The organism is Desulfobacterium sp. N47, assembly GCF_051233685.1.
In the GTDB taxonomy this organism is placed as follows: Bacteria; Desulfobacterota; Desulfobacteria; order Desulfobacterales; family RPRI01; genus RPRI01.
On record NZ_JBAMMY010000160.1, the window covers coordinates 17,139 to 35,293 of the forward strand.

Annotated in this window: 14 protein-coding genes; 1 reads left to right on the forward strand and 13 read right to left on the reverse strand. The window is 40.2% G+C overall.

The features are described 5' to 3' along the window. Positions 1-49: 49 nt before the first annotated feature. From VXK47_RS10445 to VXK47_RS10475, 7 genes are all read right to left on the reverse strand, one after another. Positions 50-292, reverse strand: a complete 243-nt coding sequence (locus tag VXK47_RS10445; protein WP_435548726.1) for a hypothetical protein — start codon at positions 290-292, stop codon at positions 50-52. Between the two features lie 200 nt (positions 293-492). After that, positions 493-1,284, reverse strand: a complete 792-nt coding sequence (locus VXK47_RS10450; protein WP_435548727.1) for an enoyl-CoA hydratase-related protein — start codon at positions 1,282-1,284, stop codon at positions 493-495. 64 nt (positions 1,285-1,348) lie between these two features. After that, positions 1,349-3,142: an N-acetylmuramoyl-L-alanine amidase gene (locus tag VXK47_RS10455; RefSeq protein WP_435548728.1), complete on the reverse strand. Its 1,794-nt coding sequence runs from the start codon at positions 3,140-3,142 to the stop codon at positions 1,349-1,351. Positions 3,143-3,191: 49 nt separating this feature from the next. Further along, the gene (mutS, locus tag VXK47_RS10460; protein ID WP_435548729.1) at positions 3,192-5,795 is read right to left on the reverse strand and encodes a DNA mismatch repair protein MutS; all 2,604 of its coding nucleotides are present in this window, start codon (positions 5,793-5,795) and stop codon (positions 3,192-3,194) included. A gap of 46 nt (positions 5,796-5,841) precedes the next feature. Next, the gene (locus VXK47_RS10465) at positions 5,842-6,189 is read right to left on the reverse strand and encodes a LapA family protein (RefSeq protein WP_435548730.1); all 348 of its coding nucleotides are present in this window, start codon (positions 6,187-6,189) and stop codon (positions 5,842-5,844) included. 105 nt (positions 6,190-6,294) lie between these two features. Beyond that, the gene (locus VXK47_RS10470) at positions 6,295-6,777 is read right to left on the reverse strand and encodes an HIT family protein (RefSeq protein WP_435548731.1); all 483 of its coding nucleotides are present in this window, start codon (positions 6,775-6,777) and stop codon (positions 6,295-6,297) included. Positions 6,778-6,797: 20 nt separating this feature from the next. Beyond that, the gene (locus VXK47_RS10475) at positions 6,798-7,532 is read right to left on the reverse strand and encodes a UPF0280 family protein (protein WP_435548732.1); all 735 of its coding nucleotides are present in this window, start codon (positions 7,530-7,532) and stop codon (positions 6,798-6,800) included. A 440-nt stretch (positions 7,533-7,972) separates the two neighbouring features. Between VXK47_RS10475 and VXK47_RS10480 the strand changes: the two genes are divergently transcribed. After that, positions 7,973-12,730: a C25 family cysteine peptidase gene (locus VXK47_RS10480; protein WP_435548733.1), complete on the forward strand. Its 4,758-nt coding sequence runs from the start codon at positions 7,973-7,975 to the stop codon at positions 12,728-12,730. 233 nt (positions 12,731-12,963) lie between these two features. Here the strand turns inward: VXK47_RS10480 and VXK47_RS10485 are convergent, their stop codons facing one another. The 6 genes from VXK47_RS10485 to VXK47_RS10510 form a co-directional block, all read right to left on the reverse strand. Further along, positions 12,964-14,532 carry an MBL fold metallo-hydrolase RNA specificity domain-containing protein gene (locus tag VXK47_RS10485; protein ID WP_435548734.1) on the reverse strand — a complete coding sequence of 523 codons (1,569 nt, stop codon included), beginning with the start codon at positions 14,530-14,532 and terminating at the stop codon, positions 12,964-12,966. Between the two features lie 78 nt (positions 14,533-14,610). Then, positions 14,611-15,186: a 4'-phosphopantetheinyl transferase family protein gene (locus VXK47_RS10490; RefSeq protein ID WP_435548735.1), complete on the reverse strand. Its 576-nt coding sequence runs from the start codon at positions 15,184-15,186 to the stop codon at positions 14,611-14,613. Further along, a complete protein-coding gene (locus VXK47_RS10495; protein ID WP_435548736.1) occupies positions 15,173-17,335 on the reverse strand; it encodes an acetate--CoA ligase family protein in 2,163 nt (720 codons plus the stop codon). The genes VXK47_RS10490 and VXK47_RS10495 overlap by 14 nt, the downstream gene beginning before the upstream one ends. Before the next feature lie 279 nt (positions 17,336-17,614). Next, positions 17,615-17,782: a response regulator transcription factor gene (locus VXK47_RS10500; protein ID WP_435548738.1), complete on the reverse strand. Its 168-nt coding sequence runs from the start codon at positions 17,780-17,782 to the stop codon at positions 17,615-17,617. Beyond that, complete coding sequence (locus tag VXK47_RS10505) at positions 17,742-17,969, reverse strand: response regulator (RefSeq protein WP_435548737.1); 228 nt, start codon at positions 17,967-17,969, stop codon at positions 17,742-17,744. The genes VXK47_RS10500 and VXK47_RS10505 overlap by 41 nt, the downstream gene beginning before the upstream one ends. A gap of 63 nt (positions 17,970-18,032) precedes the next feature. Beyond that, the coding region (locus VXK47_RS10510) for a transposase (RefSeq protein ID WP_435547519.1) at positions 18,033-18,155 on the reverse strand (123 nt) is incomplete at its 5' end.

Below are 18,155 nucleotides of genomic sequence, written 5' to 3' on the forward strand. Positions count from 1 at the left end.
ATCGAAGACAAAACATGCAAACTGTTGATAATATCCTTGCTGTCACAACTCAATTATCCGGCTCTTTACCTTGTGATTTGCCATAATATTTATAGATTTTTTTAAGCCCGCCGCCAATCAGTAAAAAACCCAGAAGATAAAAGCAAAACCTGATAAAATACTTTTCGGAAGAAAAATGTCCGATATGTTCCAGCTGCTGCATTTTATATGGAATCTGGTAAAATACTCCGATTCCTGCAAGGATAAGGGCTATCGCCCATATCAGCTGAATTATTTTTTTTTGTTTTTCCATAACCGCCACATCACTGTCATATCATAAGACCTGAGCCTGTTTCAAAACGTCCCATTTAGGCCGATCTCTGCGTTGGGCTCCAATTTTGCACGCAGTGAAGCATAGCGCTATCCTCGAAATACTAAATGTATTCCTGTGGTTAAAATTTTCACCCGCCTTGACCTTGACCAAACTGAAACGTTTTGAAAGTGGCTCACCTGTTAATCTTTTAGTGTGCCTTTAAAAACAGCCTTCCTTTTTTCAAGAAAAGCGCTTGTGCCTTCATTTTTATCCTTGCTTGACATACACAGGGCAAATGCATCCGCTTCTATGCAAAAACCTGTAACAAGGTCAGCATTAATACCCTTATTAATAGCCTGTTTGGCGGCCCGCAAAGACACTTTTCCCTTTGAAGCAATCAGTTTTGCAGTTTTAAGTGCCTCTTCCATCAGTGCATCAGGTGCAAATACTTTGTTTACCAATCCTATGGTTAATGCCTCGGATGCAGGGATCATCTTGCCGGTAAATATCATTTCTTTTGCCATATTTGTTCCTATAAGCCTGGGAAGTCTCTGAGTGCCGCCAAATCCCGGAATAAGACCAAGATTTATTTCAGGTAATCCGAACATGGCTTTTTCTGAAGCATAAACTATATCGCAGGCAAGTACAACTTCATTGCCTCCGCCGAGCGCAAATCCGTTTACTGCTGCAATAACCGGAATGGCCAATTCCTGGAGTTTGCCTATTATACTCTGCCCGTTTTTTGAAAATATTTTACCCTCCAGTGAATTGAATTTGGCAAGTTCGGTAATATCGGCACCGGCAACAAAGGATTTTTCCCCGGCACCGGTTAAGATAAGAACCCGGATATTTTCATCACAGGAGATCGCATCAAGAACTCCGGAAAACTCCATCATCAACTCATCGTTTAATGCATTAAGAGCCTTTGGTCTGTTAAAAACAATAGTTGCAATTCCATCTTCAACCGTAAAAATAATATTCGTGTAGTCCATAATTTACCCCCTGGTATTTAAAATTCTAAAATCATATTTTGCGCTTAGATATTTAATCTGTGATTCAACCACCTTTTGCACAAGATTCTCTCAAAAAGGCTGTCGGATTTATTTCGTTTATATAACTGCGAATGCCATTAACTATACCTTCACATATCATATCCTGGTATTTGGAATCGGTCAGGCGCTTGCATTCTCTCTTATTGCTGATAAAAGAAGTCTCTATCAATATAGCCGGCATTTGTGCTCCCAAAAGAACATAAAAAGGCGCTTGCTTTACTCCTTTATTTTTTATCATATCGTATTTACTGCTTAAATGTTTGCAAATTGATTCCTGCACAAGACTGGCAAGGCGGCTTGATTCATTTATTTTGGAATTTTGCATAAGATCATTTAAAATTGTCTGAAGATCGCTTATGTTTTTTGTTGAAGTGGCATTTTCGCGTGCTGCCAACTGTATAGCGTCATTATCTGTTGCCAGGTTTAAAAAGTATGTCTCAATTCCATATGCCTCTTTATTCCGGGAAGCATTGGCATGTATGGATATGAACAGATCCGAATTTTTTGTGTTTGCTATGGCAGTTCGCTCTTCAAGAGTAAGATATTTATCGCTCTTCCGGGTCATTACTACTTCACAATGAAGCTCTTCCCGTATTTTTTTTGCAAGTTTTGCACCCAGAGTAAGAACGATGTTCTTCTCATGGATTCCTTTTATATAACCCGGAGCTCCGAAATCCTGCCCCCCATGACCCATGTCGATTGTTATCTTTTTAACACCCAGCGCAAATTGCTTGCACAAGTCTCCTGGCCGAATTATTTTTTCCCTGCTTTCCGATGCAGCATCGGCATTTTTTCCTGTTTCATCACTGCTTCCCCATACGTCTATTACAACCCGAAACGGATTTTTAAGAGAAAATATTTTGTAGGTTTTAAAAGATTTAATATCAACGACAACCCGTACTGTTTCAGGTTCATACTGACCTGCCCTGGCACTGCTCAGCAAGTCATCATTTATCGGGATTACTTTTTTTATGTTGCTGCCGAGTTTGCTGTTTTTAAAATCTACGAATAAACGCTGTGGTTTATCGATAGATGGGTCCTGCCTTAAAAGTTTTGGCGTATATAATGTTTCATTATCTGCATCGATAACAATTCTGGTGTAGTTGGGATTTGACCAATGCCTCAAATCCCTTATTGTTGCAATGCCGCTGTTTTTTGAATCTGTATTTTCTTTAGCACCTTGTTCCTGAACAGCAGCCTGCGCAATTATTTCTTTTATTGAATCCTGTAGTTCTGATGCTTTCGGTGTAATAGTTTTCGTCTGAACGGCACTATCTTCAATGGCAGCTGTTTTTGATTTGTCAGGAGTTGCGCTCGTTTCATCAACCGGCTTTTCAGTTGAAACCACGGCTGTATTTTTTTCAATTTCCTCACGGGCTCTTGCGGCATACTTGCTGTCTGGAAAACGTTTTGTTATCCGTTCGAATATATCAATAGCTTCATTTTTATCTGAAGATTTCAAAGAGCGTTTATGAAGTTCAATATATAAGTTGCCTGCCATATAAAGACTTGCAGAAGCCCACGGGCCTGAAGGATCTTCACGGTACACCTTTTGAAATTTATCTATACATTCCAGCCAGAATTGCCTGTATTTTTGCCTGGCAGGATTATTTCTCAATGATTTATAGGCACCCTCTGCTCTAAAATATCCGGTTTTGGCATCACCGGCGGATGATAAACAAGGCTGAAAGAGTAGAATAAAAGAAAAGAAGAGTGTCAGATAAAGCGTGTACCTTTTCAGTGTTGTAATTTGATTATAATTTATTCCGTTTTTATATATACAGCCTTGTCTTTCCATTAATTAAGCATCCCGGTTCTTTTATCCCCAAGCCTATATTCTAAATACTTCAGTCCAGGCAGGCTTTGTTCGTCTTTTCCTGTAGTTCGTTAATGAAATTTAATGCATCCAGAGGAGTCATTTTTGTTATATCAGCATTTTTAAGTCTTTCAACAATAAAGTGTTCCGGTTTTGTGAACATATCAAGCTGTATTTGGCTATGTTTTGATCCGGCTCCGCTTTGGGCAACCAAAGGCGCCCCGCTGATTGCGTGTTCATCTTCTATCTTATAAAGAATTTTTTTTGCCCTGGCTATGATTTTGCCCGGTATACCGGCAAGCCTTGCAACCTGAATCCCGTAGCTGCGGTTTGTTCCGCCATCAACAAGTTTTCTTAAAAACACTATTTCATCATTCCACTCTTTTACCAGTATATTGAAATTCTTCACGCGTTCTTTTGTTAAAGCCAGATCTATCAGCTCATGATAATGTGTGGCAAACAGAGTTTTGACCCCTTTCCCATCAAGGTCATGCAGATATTCGGCAACCGCCCATGCTATGCTGATACCATCGAAGGTACTTGTACCCCTTCCGATTTCATCCATAATCACAAGGCTTCTTGAGCTGGAATTATTCAGGATGTTGGCAGTTTCCTGCATCTCCACCATAAAAGTGCTCTGACCGGATGAGAGGTTGTCCAGAGCTCCTACCCTGGTAAAAATTTTATCGGTTATATTTATTGAAGCTTTGGCAGCAGGTACGAATGAACCGATGTGAGCCATAAGGACAATCAGTGCAACCTGGCGTAAAACAGTTGATTTACCGGCCATATTAGGCCCGGTTATTATCAATATCTGATTGTTTTCATCATCCATCATTATTGAATTCGGAACAAATCTTTCACCGGTTATCATTTTTTCAACTACCGGATGGCGTCCTTCTTCAATGGATATCAGGCCTTCATCATTCAGATCCGGTCTTGAATAGTTATTTTCATGAGCAACTTCAGAAAAGGCGTTAATACAATCAAGCCTTGCAATAAAACCTGCTACCTGTTGAATAAGCGGGTTGAGTTTTGCAGCATTTTCTCTTATTTGAGTAAACAATTCATATTCAAGAATGTTTCTTCTGTCCTGTGAATTTAAGATATCCTTTTCATATTGTTTCAGCTCATCTGTAATATATCTTTCGGCATTTACAAGGGTTTGCTTTCTTATATAATGAGAAGGAACAAATTTTGCCTGGGCTTTTGATACTTCTATGTAATATCCGAAAACTTTATTAAATCTGACTTTAAGCGAATTTATTTTTGTTTCTTCTTTTTCTTTTGCTTCAAGCTTTGCAAGCCAGCCTTTTCCCTGGCTTCCGGCTCTGATAAGAATGTCCAGCTCTTCACTAAAACCCTCTTTTATCAATCCTCCTTCATTTATTACCGGCGGAGCATCTTCTCTTATTGCTTTGTCGATTAGCTGTGCAAGTACTGATAATTCACCAATTTCAGAATCCCAGACAAAAAAAGATGACTTAAGATTTTCAGCAATATATTTTATTGAAGGAAGAGTTAAGAGTGAATTCTTAAGCGCCACAAGATCTCTGGCATTGGAATGACCCATGACAATTTTACTGCCGAGACGCTCTATATCATAAACGGTATTTAACTGTTCTCTTATATTTCTTCTTGATGTTACATCATTTTTTAATTCTTCCACGGCATCGAGGCGGTAAAGTATTTCTTCCCTGTTTTGAAGCGGATATCTTAACCAGCTTCGCATAAGTCTTCCGCCCATGGGTGTTAAGGTGCTGTCTAAAACGCCAAGAAGAGTACCGTGTTTTGAACCTGTGCGTATATTTTTGAATATTTCAAGATTCTGACAACTTGTCTCATCAATAAGAAGATATTTATCAAGATTATATGTTTCGATTGATGAGAAATGCCCGGCGCTTTGTTTTTGGGTTTCTTTTATATAAAAAACCAGCGCTCCTGCCGCACAAATGCCAGCTTTTTTATCTTCGCAGCCGAATCCCTCAAGCGAAAAGGTTCTAAAAAGCCCGATCAGTCTTTCCCTGCACTTTTTATAGTCAAAGTTATTGTCGTCAAGATAAGTTATAGGTATCCCATTCAAGCCATTTACCAAACCGGATAGAAACCGGTCATTTTTTGATGATTCGGGTAAAAGTATCTCACTGGGAGCTACTCTGCGTATCTCTTCTGCAAGCGATAGCAGATCGTTTCCTTCAGTTAGCCGGAACAGCCCGGTTGAAATATCAATGCAGGAAATCCCTACGTTATCTGAGTAACGGGCAATTGAAAGGATATAATTGTTTGTTTTTTCGTCAAGGAATTCATCTTCTATGATCATACCGGGAGTAATAACCCTGACTACATCCCTTTTAACAAGGCCTTTTGCTTCAGCCGGATTTTCTTTTTGATCACAGATAGCCACCTTAAAACCATTAGCAATTAATTTTGCGATATAAGCTTTTACTGCTTTATGAGGAACCCCGCACATGGGAACCGGAAACTCTTCTTTCTTGTTTCGTGAGGTTAAGGTGATTTCAAGAACTTTCGATGCAACCTCGGCATCTTCAAAAAACATCTCATAGAAATCTCCCATTCTGTATAGAAGTATCGCGTCAGGATAGTTTCCTTTAATAGAAAGATATTGTTTTATCATTGGTGTTGCGTTTGATGGATGCATGCAGCAAAATACCCGTTAAATTTTAATTTTGTTCATTCCGGACGGAAACTTCTTTTTTAATCAAACTAACTTCATTTTTCAGATCAGCAATCTTTTCAATATTTGACTCTATTGTATAATTTAAGCCTTTGATAACATTATTAAGAGTAAACCGTTCAAACAGTGCTATGATATATGAGATAAGATATCCGGTAACAAAGCATATAAGAAGAATTATTCCTAAGGGCAGTTCAGGTGTAGTGTAAGCCTTAATAAAAAAAAGGTTAATGGTGAAACTTTTCTGCTCAAGAAGAAATTGAAGATTTTGTATGATAAATAGCCCGAAGACTCCAAAAATGACTGATAAAAGCCCGATCTTGAATTTTTTCATTTTATTCTCCTGTTTTTTTGGTCTGCGTTTGTTAATCTTTAAAAGATGGAAAAAGACTTATTGTCCGACAGGCAAGAGCTTATGCGCTCACATTCTGTGCAGGTTTTACAAATCAGTCAATTTTTCAAAGTGCGGTTTTAAATTATTATAAGTGGATTTTATATGTTCAGGGATAACCCTTATATCGGCAAATACTGTAAGCGCATTTATATCGCCAAACCATCTTGGAACTATATGAAAATGCAGATGCTCTTCAATGCCGGCTCCTGCAACCTTTCCAAGATTTAATCCCACGTTGAATCCGTCGGGTTTCATGACAAGTTTTAATATCCCTATGGATTTATCCACCATATCAAGCAAATCGGCTTTTTCTTTTTTATCAAGTTCGTCTAAAGCCGAAATGTGCTTTGCAGGCGCAACAAGAAGATGGCCGTTTGTATATGGAAATTTATTCATTACCACCATGGTTAAAACACCCTTGAATAAAGTAAGGTCATCATTTTTGGATAAGGCATTGCAAAAAACGCAGCCTTCATTTTTGTTATCAAGAATATATTCAATACGCCACGGCGCCCACACAGTTTTCATTCCAACCTCCGATTAATGATTTAAAGAGATACGACTTCCACATCTCCCCAAAATCCGGCTTTATCGCCGATTATGACAACAATACCTTTGACACCTTCAATGGCGCTGCCAAATTCAATAGCTTTTTCAACATCTTTTTTTTTCTTTACCCGGTTACCTACAGCAGTTGCCACAGCATCCGCAAGTGAGCATGAATCTGATATAATACAAACCGCATCGGCTTTTCCGAAGCTAAGCGAATGCCCCACTGTTCCCGATGAGGTGCATACTGCAACCGGTTTATGGAGCGAGTCAATACGCAGACCGATTTTAAGACTTAAAAGGGAATGTGCTGCATAGATGCCTACAGTTAGGGCATTGTTTGTTTTTAAGAATATATCACCCCCGTTTTCTACTATAACTTCATCCGAATATAATAAAAGATCATTTCCGACATATTCTGCAACAGTTCCGGCTACAGCCGCCATCGGGCCAACTCCGGCTTTTTTCCCGGCGTATACCATTTCTCTTATAATTTTGGGTGCAAATTCTTCGATATTCCATGGAACAAGCGTTTTTAAAAATCCGGGGTATTCGCTGATATATTTTTCAATAATCCTTCTGTGTTTCAGTACCATCTCCAGAGTTACTTTTTCAAGCGGCTTTGTGGCATGTACCAGTAAATCAGTTTCCTGTGCAATAACATTAAATGAAACAAGTCTGTCTGAAACGACAGAATTCCTGTAAGTTCTTTCCTGATATCCGATACTTCTCATAAGTCTCTGTTGTATATAACAGTTTAGCCCGCGGTTTTTAAATAACTGTTTTTGTAGGATCCTTCTTATTGTAATCCATTACAGGCAGTTTTAGTAAAGATTTAGGTTTTTGCACGATATATCTTACAGTTTCTTATCATAATAGAACACCTTGTGGGTTATTTTTTTATGATATATACCAAGTAATTATTATTAATGCAAAAATATTTTCGGAATCGGCTCTGAATGAAAATGAATTTAAATTGATGAAATGGCTTATTTCAATATATAAGGCTCGTATACTTGCCTGAATCTGGCTTATGCAAACTACAGCTTATATAGATTTGTCATAATAATAATAATATTCCGATTGCTTGGTTGTAATTGGGTATGGGTACGTATGATTTGTGACAATTGCTATAGCTTAGGCTGAAAATGATATAATAACATAGGAAAATATAATGGAAATTCATATTGAGACAACACTGAATGAGTCTGAATCCTTTATAAAAATCAATTTTGAGTTTAACCGGACGGCCATAAAAATTATGGAAACTCAAATGGGCGCTCGTGTAACTTATGCAAATTGGCATCTGTCCGGCCCAATATCAGGGCCTGGGCTTCCCGCAAAAACTCTGTTTGTGGCTTTGCCGCAAAATACCCGGGCAAATAATATAGAGACTAAGTTTATAAAAAAAATAAGGCTTGCGAAAAAGCCGTTTGTTTTAGCTCCCATGCCTCCATATAGTAGCAGTTTAAGAATCAGGCCAGGTATTTGTGTCAAACAAAGCCTTTACCGGAAGGAGAAAATCTACACGCGTCCACTGATCCGTTTGATCGGGACACGCTGGATTGCATCCATTCCCATTGCCGTACTTGAAGTCAACCCGGTTGCTTTAACCCGAATGCGCCATCTTGATTTGGCCAGCAGAATCGAGGGTATAATCCATCTTGAGCCTGTTTCAGAACTAAAAACCGCCCAGGAGGACAACAGATGCTTTCCTGTTTCGGATTCACAATCTTTCCGTAATACTCAACTTGCCAAAACAATAGTAATCAACCCGGAAGATATAACTCATAAGTTATGGCAATTACCATCTTTGCCCGATCCGGTTGATTATCTTATCATTACAGACAACCGGATTTGGGATGCGGCTAGTAAAACACCAAGCGGCACTGTGCCAGGAGATCTGGTAGCAGCTTTTTCCGTGTTGAAAGACTGGAGAAGCCAGACGGGTTTGCGTGCAAGGGTAGTTACAGTCAGTGATATCGTCAATGATGTTTATGGTGATTTTTCCACAGGGTCAAAAGATTTACAAAATATTATCCGAAAATTTCTGCGATTGGCTCATGATACCTGGGGAGTCACTTATGTATTGCTGGGCGGTGATCAAAGCATAGTGCCTATCCGCACTTTGGAAATAGGGTGGTGGAAGCCTTCTTTACCGACTGACTTCTATTACTCAAACCTTAGCCAGACAAATGACTGGCAGGAAAATCAAAACATTAACGGGAATATCGTTGACTATAATAATGATATCAGCATCGGGCGTGTTCCGGTATCAGGTGTTGATCAGGCTAATACCTTTGTCAATAAGGTAATTGCGTATGAACAATTACGCAGGCCTGATGGAATTGGATTTTCCACAGATTGGCTCCACAGAGTCCTTTTCGTTGCCACATCCTGGGATATGTCCGATCATTCAACAGATATATTACGTTCAACCAAATATCCGCCAGGCGATAACCGGTACCATCATACAAGCGGTTTACCATTTTCACTTATCAAGCTAATTGATGAATTACAGATTACTCAAGAGACAGATGCCGATAAAATTAAAAATAATCAACCGGATGAAAACCGGTTTTGCCATACACCAGGCAATGATTATATAAAAATCCACATCCAACTTACCTGTAAAGATATTGACAATATAGCCGTTCAAACCAACGTTGGCGGCTGGATACTTCAAAAAAACGCCAATGCTTCTAAGCGTAAACCCGGATGGTACTTTGATAATAATACGCTTAATTGGATATTGGTTTATGGCATTCCTGACGATCAGGTAGTGCAGAACTTTATAGTACATTTAAAGAAGGAATTCAGGGAGCCGCAAAACCTGCTGAGCGTCAAAGTTGATGGAGACTACCGTGAAATTCCTTATGATCACCAGGCCAAGATGAGTAAATTCGGATGGTTTTATGCAAAGAGCCAGGCTCAAAAAGAAAGTGATCTTTACCCAAGCGAACTTGATTCTCTGGGATTGCCGGTTCCGACTTTATGGATTGCGGTCTATGACAGCAGCGATCAGCTTGATCCTTTGAAATTTATTTTTGATCCAAAAGATGAGGAAGGCTCAATGGCGGATCAGGAAGTACTACGTAAACAAGTTGGGGCAGAAGCTCCCGAGTGGGATCTGGTTTCCAGATTGTACGAAGATGTGGTCGATCTACCTCCTGTTGACCGTTATGTGCCGGAAGTACAATACTATTCACAAAACAGGCTGCGAAACAAACTGAATCAAGGGCAGCATATAGTAAGTTTATCCGGTCATGGAAATACAGGAGGCTGTTGCGATGGCTTCAATACCGGTTTGGCGGACGCACTTGCCAATACATATCAACACAGCATATTCTATGCAGATTCTTGCTTAACAAACCGCTACACTGAAGATTCGTTGAGTAAGCATCTGGTTTTTAACCCGGCAGGAGGAGCAGTTGCCTATATGGGGTATATGGATGAGATCTCAATCGGATTAGGCAAATCCGTTCAACAAACATTTTTCCACAGCCTTACTGCTCCGCATCTTTTTATCGGCGATCAAATCCTTCATAACCGCTTGGGCATCGCCTTTGACGCCACCCGTTTAGCCTTGCAGCAAAATATATCGGCCCGGTATAATGCCGGTGATAGAGGCGCTGCTTATACAATCATAATGATGAGCTTGCTTGGAGATCCGGCATTAAAAGTTTATCAGACCGCTCCTTTAGGTTTTGCCGCTTTCTACACCAATCAGTCAATCCTTATGGCGCGATACGGGCACTATGTTAACACCGGATGGAATGATACAAACCCGCTTACCCACATGGACCGGGCCAGGCATGAATCAAACCAGGTCATTATCTTTGATCTTACGGAAAAATTCAGATTGCAGTATGATCGTCAGCTCGGTCTGGGTATTGACCATGCCGCGGACTTCTTTGCCAATTCGGTTCTAAGCTTCATCAATGCAGGGATCAGTTTTTCCGATTCAAGTCAGGAAGCAGATCAAAACTCCATAGATTTTAACCACCATCGAACCTGGGCGAAAAATAATCTGGATTATGCCGGAATAAGACTCGGAACTGTCCGAACTGAATTATTAAAGCGGGTTTCGGATGCCTGCAGCTATGTCCTGCAAAACAGACAGCGTATGATAGCCATGGTATATACCTTTGAGTCAGTTATGATGGGAGAGATTGGCGGCTTTTCCGCAGCTTTTCAGGCAGATAACAGCATTGATCCGAATAGCTATAAAACGTTATCCGATTTCGCATGGGCCATGGAATACCTTATCAAGAAATATGAACATCAGCTTCACCGCCTTAAGAGCGTAAGCGGGCCATCTGAATTTCTATCCGAGAATTTTTATGCCGATGTATGCTTAAGGTTGTATTCCTATGGGGTTTTAGACTCTGCAAGCACAATGGATCGCAATTATTACCTGAACCGGGCAAAAAGCTGCTTATCCATACCCCAGATGAAAGACATTCTTGCCGCACTTGTGCGCCGTTTATTTATTGAACTCTACAGGCCGGAAGAATTCTCTCCCCAGGTGGAAATACGCTTTTCAGGTCAAAACGGAGAAGACCTTATTACCAACAGGTGGTCTGCCAACGTGGTTCTTGGACACATAGTAACAGGCAAATTCAAGATTTATAATCAAGGCGGTGGCGAACTTAAAATAACATCCTGGAAGTTTTCGGATGATTTTAACTCCCAAAATGCAGATTTTTCTATTCCGGAAGATAGCATTTATTTCGGCCATGCGCTGGAAGCAGAGATTACATTTCATGCAGACCAACCTGGAAACTATAGCAGCACCCTTATCTTAAATACTTCAAACCCGGAAGCAGGCACTATCAACATATATCTTATTGTTCATGTGGCTTCGCCCAATGTTGAAGCATCTCCTGCCATTACCGATTTCGGCAGAGTCAGGGTTTACCAGCCCGGATCTTACGGAGTTGATGGAAGTGCAACCAAGTGGATATTTTTGATAAATTCAGGAGACGCCGATGCTTATTGCGAAGTAAGATCTAAGCTTGAAAACGAAAGTCCTCCGGGCCAGTTTTGTCATCAGGGTTTATCCACCCCAAACAGGATTTTTTCCGGTGATGATTATGCTTTTCCTGTTACCTATTCGCCAACAAGCGTTGAAGAGGCAAGCGCTGTCATGTTGATCGATTATTACCCGGCGGGAAGGTGGGACCTATCACAAACGCTGCAAGTGCAGCTTCATGGCATTGGTTTTATACCCGAGCAAAAAATAGCGTTGGATGTTACCGGTATTGATTATGGACTCAGGGTAGTCAATCAGGAATATCACAAACAAGTTACTATTATGAACCAGGGTGATGCCAACCTTATACTTAATCATCTTGATATTGCATCGCCGGGAGCCACCGATTTCTATCCCACTAATTTTTATTTTGCCCATGACCCTGGTATCAGGCCAAGCATTCATTATTCTTTACTTCCGATAACTATCCCACCGGAAGCATCCCAAATGATCGACGTGGTATTTTATCCCACCGCCACCGGCTTAGCATACAACGGCACTTTAACCATTGAGAGCAATGATCCCCGCAACGCCAAAATTATTGTGACTCTGACTGGGATAACAGCAGGGCAAGGATGTTATGTTCAACAGGAATATATAAACTTCGGATCTATCAGCTCCGGCGACGCTTCCTTAACAAAAGATGTTGTGATCCAAAGCCAGGGAACAACGGATTTGACAATTCTGGATATACTTTTCGATCCGCTTTGTGATGCCTTCTCAATAAATAATACTTTAGCGCCAATGCCGAAAATAATGCATCCTGGTGAGTCGGCAATCTTCCGGGTCGTATTTAATTATACTTTTCCAGGACAATATAATTCATGGCTTAAAATCATAAGCGATGACCCCAATCACCCAACCATCAAGGTAAGAGTTGTGGGGGTATGCAAATAATAAATATTTATGGCTGTAGCGCATGAAGGTATAAGTCTATCCTAAGAGCCTGAGAACCTTAGAGAAGAAATCGATGCAATATTAAAGCGCAATGCCGCCAAAGTTAAGGTGCTTATTCCACAAAGGCCTACTTTCACGGCAACATAGTTTGCCAAAAATAAAACAGAGAAACACAGAAAAAAACTGTAAAAAATGTAGCTGGAAGTGAAAACCAGCTAATGTCCGGATTCATTTTAAGTCAATTTAAGTGTTTTACCTGGTTCAGGAATCATAGTGGAATATCCGTTTTTGCTTAAAAAATCGGCAAAAGCTATGGATTGTTCTTCTTCTCCATGGACGACTGCAATTTGTTTAATTTTAAGTTTCGATTCTTTTAAGAATCGCAGCATTTCATTTTTATCCCCATGAGCGCTGAATCCGCCTAATTTGAGTACATGCGCTTTTAACGGGTATTCTTTGTTCAGGAGTTTCAGAAGAGGTGGTTCGCCTTTTCTTCCGGATTTTTCGTACTCAAGCCCCTGATCATGAATACGGCGCCCGAGCGTATTCTGGGCCATAAAACCTACTAAAAGAATTGTATTTTTAGGGTTATGCATTTTATAACGAAGATGATGAAGCACTCTGCCTGCTTCACACATACCTGAAGCTGCAAGTACTATATGCGGAGTGTTATCTCTCATAAGAACCATTGATTCATCAACTGAAGCTACAAATTTTAGCTCTTTGAATGCAAAGGGATTATCGCCTATTGAAAGAAAAGCTTTAACTGTTTCATCGCTGTAGACTTCAGGATGCTCACCGAAAACCTTGGTTATATTTGTAGCAAGAGGGCTGTCCACATATACCGGAATCCTGGGGACTTCACCACCATGATAGAGTTCATGAATTATATAAAGAAGCTCCTGTGTTCTGCCGAATGCAAAAGCCGGTATAACTATAGATCCGCCACGGGCTACAGTATCATTTATTATTTTCTTCAGTTGAGGCCTTAAATCCTCCATAGCCTCATGTTCTCTGTCGCCATAAGTACTTTCCATAATAAGAAGATCTATATTTTTATCTTCTTCCGGAAACAAGGCACAGGGGTTTTTTATTATCGGCTTGTCATATCTTCCAATATCTCCCGTATAACAAAGCCTGAAAACCCGCCCATTTTCCTTTATCTTTATTAAAGAAACAGCTGAACCGAGAATATGCCCGGCTTCAAACAATGTACATGTTGTATCCTGTCCAATTTCAAATGGAACACGATAAGGGTATCTATCAAAGTAACCAAGTGAATTTTGTGCATCTTCGATAGTATAAAGAGGTTCGATATGTTCAAGATCATTTTCTTTTATGAGTTCGGTAATTTTTTCTACATTAAGTTTATTCCCTTCATGCTTCAGCATTGCTGCAATTTCGGATTTTTTATTATTCTTGCTTTTCCCTTTGCTTTTTGACAGCAAAGCATTTCTAAGAGTTTTATAGTTTAAGTAATTGGCATCAGATTCCTGGATATGGGCTGAATCGGCCAGAAGAAAGGTGCAGGCATCGGCAGTCGCTCTGGTGCAGAAAATCCGGCCTGTAAAACCGTTTTTTACTAAAAGCGGGATTCTGCCGGAATGGTCTATATGTGCATGGGAAAGAATGAGATTAATTATAGATTTAGGATCAAAAGGAAATTCCTTGTTTTTTTGTTCGCTGTCCTTCCTGCGGCCCTGAAACATTCCGCAATCAAGCATAATTTTATCAGAATTGGCTGTTATTACATGCATTGAACCTGTAACTTCTCTAACAGCTCCGTAAAATGTAACTTCCATCTATTATACCTCCCTTATTGTTTTCATTTTGAGCCGTGTTAGGCGTGAACTCCTGATCCACGGTTCATGACCCTTAACTTATAAAAGAGTCCATTCTATGTCAAAACCATTGTTAACAATGGATGCGATATGTCCGTCAAAAAAATAGTGCCAAACTTCCTGTTTTTGATTGTTGTATTTTACAATAAGAGATTTGTCATCTATTATCTTTTCAATGCTGCAATCCGAAAGGCCGCTTATGCCTTTACCTGATGCTTTTAATACTGCCTCCTTGGCTGTCCAGAAACGAAAAAAATTTATTTCTTTGCCCGAATCTGAAAGCGCCCATTCTTTGTGACCGGCAACTTTATCAATAAGAGCTTTTGAAACCGGCTTGATTTTTTCAATATCAAACCCTGTTGCTTTTTTGGCAACAACTCCTCCGGCATATTCGCTTTTATGGGTAACCGACCAGAAATTTCCGTCAAAAGGAACAGGAGCGCCGTTTTGATCTTTATCAAGAACACCTAAAATTATACCGCTTTTCTGACAGGATATTTCAAGAGCATATCTTGCAAGCTGGCTTAAAGTCTGCACCTTATCTCTTCCCTTAAGATTTTTTTCCAGTTCGGGGACTGCTGCTATAACCGGATATATCCGGTTATTTTTCAGCATTTTCTTTTCTCAGAATTATTCGGCAATCAGCAACGGTTGCGCCTAAGCCTTCTTCATGCAGTAAAATCGGATTTATGTCCATTTCCATAATTTCTTCATGGTTAATCGACATTGCAGACAGACTTACCAATAATTTATTGAGTGCTTCAAGATCGCAAACAGGTCTTCCACGAAAACCCTTGAACAATTTGAATCCTTTTATCTGACGGATTGTTCTTCGGGCTTCATTTCTCTCAACAGGGGCCAGTGCAAAAACAACATCTTGAAAGAGTTCTACAAATATTCCGCCCAACCCTACCATAAGCAAAGGCCCGAACACCGGATAACGGTTCATGCCGAGAATTACTTCTGCGCCTTTTTTAGCCATCTGCTGAATAAGTATGCCTTTAATTTCAGCCTTCCCGTCAAATTCCAAGGCTTTGTTCATTATCTCATCGAATGTTTTTAACACGTCATTTTTGCTGTTAATTTCAAGCACCACGCCTCCTGCATCCGTTTTGTGCAGAATATCCGGTGAAACAATTTTCATTGCTACAGGAAAAGTTAAACTGTCTGAAATTTGTGCAGCTTCATCCTTTGTCTTTGCAAGTCCGGATGTCAGTGTTTTAAAACCATAACACTCCAGCAATTCACCACTCTCAAGTTCGCCTAATTTATACTTTCCTTCATCAATACATCGGGCGATGATTTCTTCCGCGCGTTTTTTATCATGCTGCAAAGTATATGGCGCCAATTCCTGCCGGTTCATCATGGTAGAATATTTATAAAGCGCACCAAGTGCTTTTGCGGCATTTTCAGGAAATTTAAAAACCGGAATTCCATGTTCCTGTAAATATTTGACGCCAGCAGAAACATCAAAAATACCCATGAAACAACAAAGAATAGGCTTGTTTGAGCGCCTTGCGATCCTTGCTATGGCTTCTGCAGTTCCAAGGGCGTTGGTCATAGACTGGGGAGTAAGAATTACTAGCGCTCCGTCTACACCTTCGTCTCTTGTTACAGCCGAAAGTGCATTTTCGTATCTGTCCTGAGCTGCATCGCCGACAACATCAACCGGGTTATGGATATTAGCTGTTGCAGGAAGATGGCTTGCAAGTACTTCTATTGTTTCTTCGGAAAATTCTGCAAGCTTAAGACCGGAAGAAACCGTCATATCGGTAGCCACAATTCCGGGCCCGCCCGCGTTTGTTACAATAGCTACTCTGTTTCCGGCCGGAACTTTTCTTCTAAGCTTTCCCTGCTCGTTTTCATTTCTGGATGCGAATGCACTGGCAAAATCAAACAGCTCATGAATTGAATCGACACGGATAATACCGGACTGCTGAAAGATTGCGTCATAGACTGCTTCCGTTCCGGCCAGAGCACCGGTATGAGATGCTGCTGCAAGAGCCCCGGCTCCGGTACGTCCCGATTTTATTGCTATAATTGGTGTAGGTTTTATATTCCCCAATGTGATTTTTTTAACATCTTCAATAAACTCAGGGCCGCGCCGAAGTTCTTCGAGATAGATCATTATTACTTCAGTATCTAAATCTTTATGAAGATATTTGAGAAGATCAAGCTCATCCACATCCGCCTTGTTTCCGATTGAAATAAACTTGGAAAAACCAAAATCCATGTCTGCGGCAAAATCAAGTACAGCAGTGCAAAGAGCGCCGCTCTGGGAAATAAATGATATGTTTCCAAACTTTGGCATACGAACTGAAAAGCTTGCGTTAAGTCTTACCAAAGGATTGGGATTTATCACGCCAAGACAATTCGGGCCTATTATCCGAATCCCTTCCTTGCGGCAAACGGAAACGATTTCATTTTCTATTTCAAGTCCTTTGCCCCCTACTTCGCGAAAGCCCGCCGACACAATAACAAGTCCTTTGACCTTTTTTTCTATAGCTTCATGAGCGGCTTTTATAGCAACAGCAGGAGGCAAAATAATAATTGCAAGATCAACTTCATCCGGTATCTCGTTTAAGCTCGGATAAGCCCTTACGCATAGAATCGATTTGGCGCTTGGATTGACGGGATAAAGAACGCCTGCGAAACCACCTTTCAAAATATTAGCAAAAATATCATGCCCGACTTTTCCCGGAGTTGTTGAAGCTCCGATAACGGCAACCGATTTTGGTGAAAAAATCGCCTCTAAGTTATCCATGGCACTACCCTCTGATATATTAGTCATGCATTAATTATTTACACATATTTATAATATTTAACGGATTTGCCCCCTGTCGTCAATAGTGTATACCCATTCGATCAGGGTAACCGCATGCAGAACTAAAATCCTTAAATGTTTAACCTGATGCTTTCAATTTACAGCGGTTAATCCTATAAAAACGATTATCGGAAGTGAATTAACAAATGCCATATCCCTGAAAATCAAACGGCCAAACAACTATTTCCTGAGTTCCGCTTTAATTGCCAGACCTATCTTTTATAAGGTCAACGGTTTTTTTATATATTCTCCGGCGCCTAATTTCTGGGCTGCCTTCATCTCATCCGTTTCGGAAAACCCGCTTACTATCACAGCTTTTTGTCCCGGATGAATTTCTATAATCTTCTCATATGTCTCCCGACCATTTATACCAGGATCCATAATCATCAAGCAATATTAAATCCGCTTTGTTTTCTTTTAAATAGTCTACGGCTTCTTTTCCACCGGATATGGCTTTAGTTTTATATCCAAGTACATCCAGCATCTTACAGGATATTTCTCTCTGGCTTTCAACATCATCAACAACTAAAATCGATTCCCCGTTTCCTTTTAATTCTTCGATGGGTACAGACAAGATTTTATTTGATATTTTATCTCTTGTTACAGGAAAATATAACTCAAATGGTTCCTCGCTATTTCATGTGGGTAACCTGAATTCGAGTTTGCCACCAATGAGGTAGATCATGGTGATCAGGTTTTTGATGGTCCTGTATCCCCTGGCCTTGGCTTTAGCTGCTTGGATAAGGCTGTTGATTCCCTC

Bases quoted from the DNA above. Each gene is read 5' to 3' on its own strand.
- VXK47_RS10445 (WP_435548726.1), bottom strand. From the start codon at position 292: ATGGAAAAACAAAAAAAAATAATTCAGCTGATATGGGCGATAGCCCTT.
- VXK47_RS10450 (WP_435548727.1), bottom strand. From the start codon at position 1,284: ATGGACTACACGAATATTATTTTTACGGTTGAAGATGGAATTGCAACT.
- VXK47_RS10455 (WP_435548728.1), bottom strand. From the start codon at position 3,142: ATGGAAAGACAAGGCTGTATATATAAAAACGGAATAAATTATAATCAA.
- mutS (WP_435548729.1), bottom strand. From the start codon at position 5,795: ATGATAAAACAATATCTTTCTATTAAAGGAAACTATCCTGACGCGATA.
- VXK47_RS10465 (WP_435548730.1), bottom strand. From the start codon at position 6,189: ATGAAAAAATTCAAGATCGGGCTTTTATCAGTCATTTTTGGAGTCTTC.
- VXK47_RS10470 (WP_435548731.1), bottom strand. From the start codon at position 6,777: ATGAAAACTGTGTGGGCGCCGTGGCGTATTGAATATATTCTTGATAAC.
- VXK47_RS10475 (WP_435548732.1), bottom strand. From the start codon at position 7,532: ATGAGAAGTATCGGATATCAGGAAAGAACTTACAGGAATTCTGTCGTT.
- VXK47_RS10480 (WP_435548733.1), top strand. From the start codon at position 7,973: ATGGAAATTCATATTGAGACAACACTGAATGAGTCTGAATCCTTTATA.
- VXK47_RS10485 (WP_435548734.1), bottom strand. From the start codon at position 14,532: ATGGAAGTTACATTTTACGGAGCTGTTAGAGAAGTTACAGGTTCAATG.
- VXK47_RS10490 (WP_435548735.1), bottom strand. From the start codon at position 15,186: ATGCTGAAAAATAACCGGATATATCCGGTTATAGCAGCAGTCCCCGAA.
- VXK47_RS10495 (WP_435548736.1), bottom strand. From the start codon at position 17,335: ATGGATAACTTAGAGGCGATTTTTTCACCAAAATCGGTTGCCGTTATC.
- VXK47_RS10500 (WP_435548738.1), bottom strand. From the start codon at position 17,782: ATGATTATGGATCCTGGTATAAATGGTCGGGAGACATATGAGAAGATT.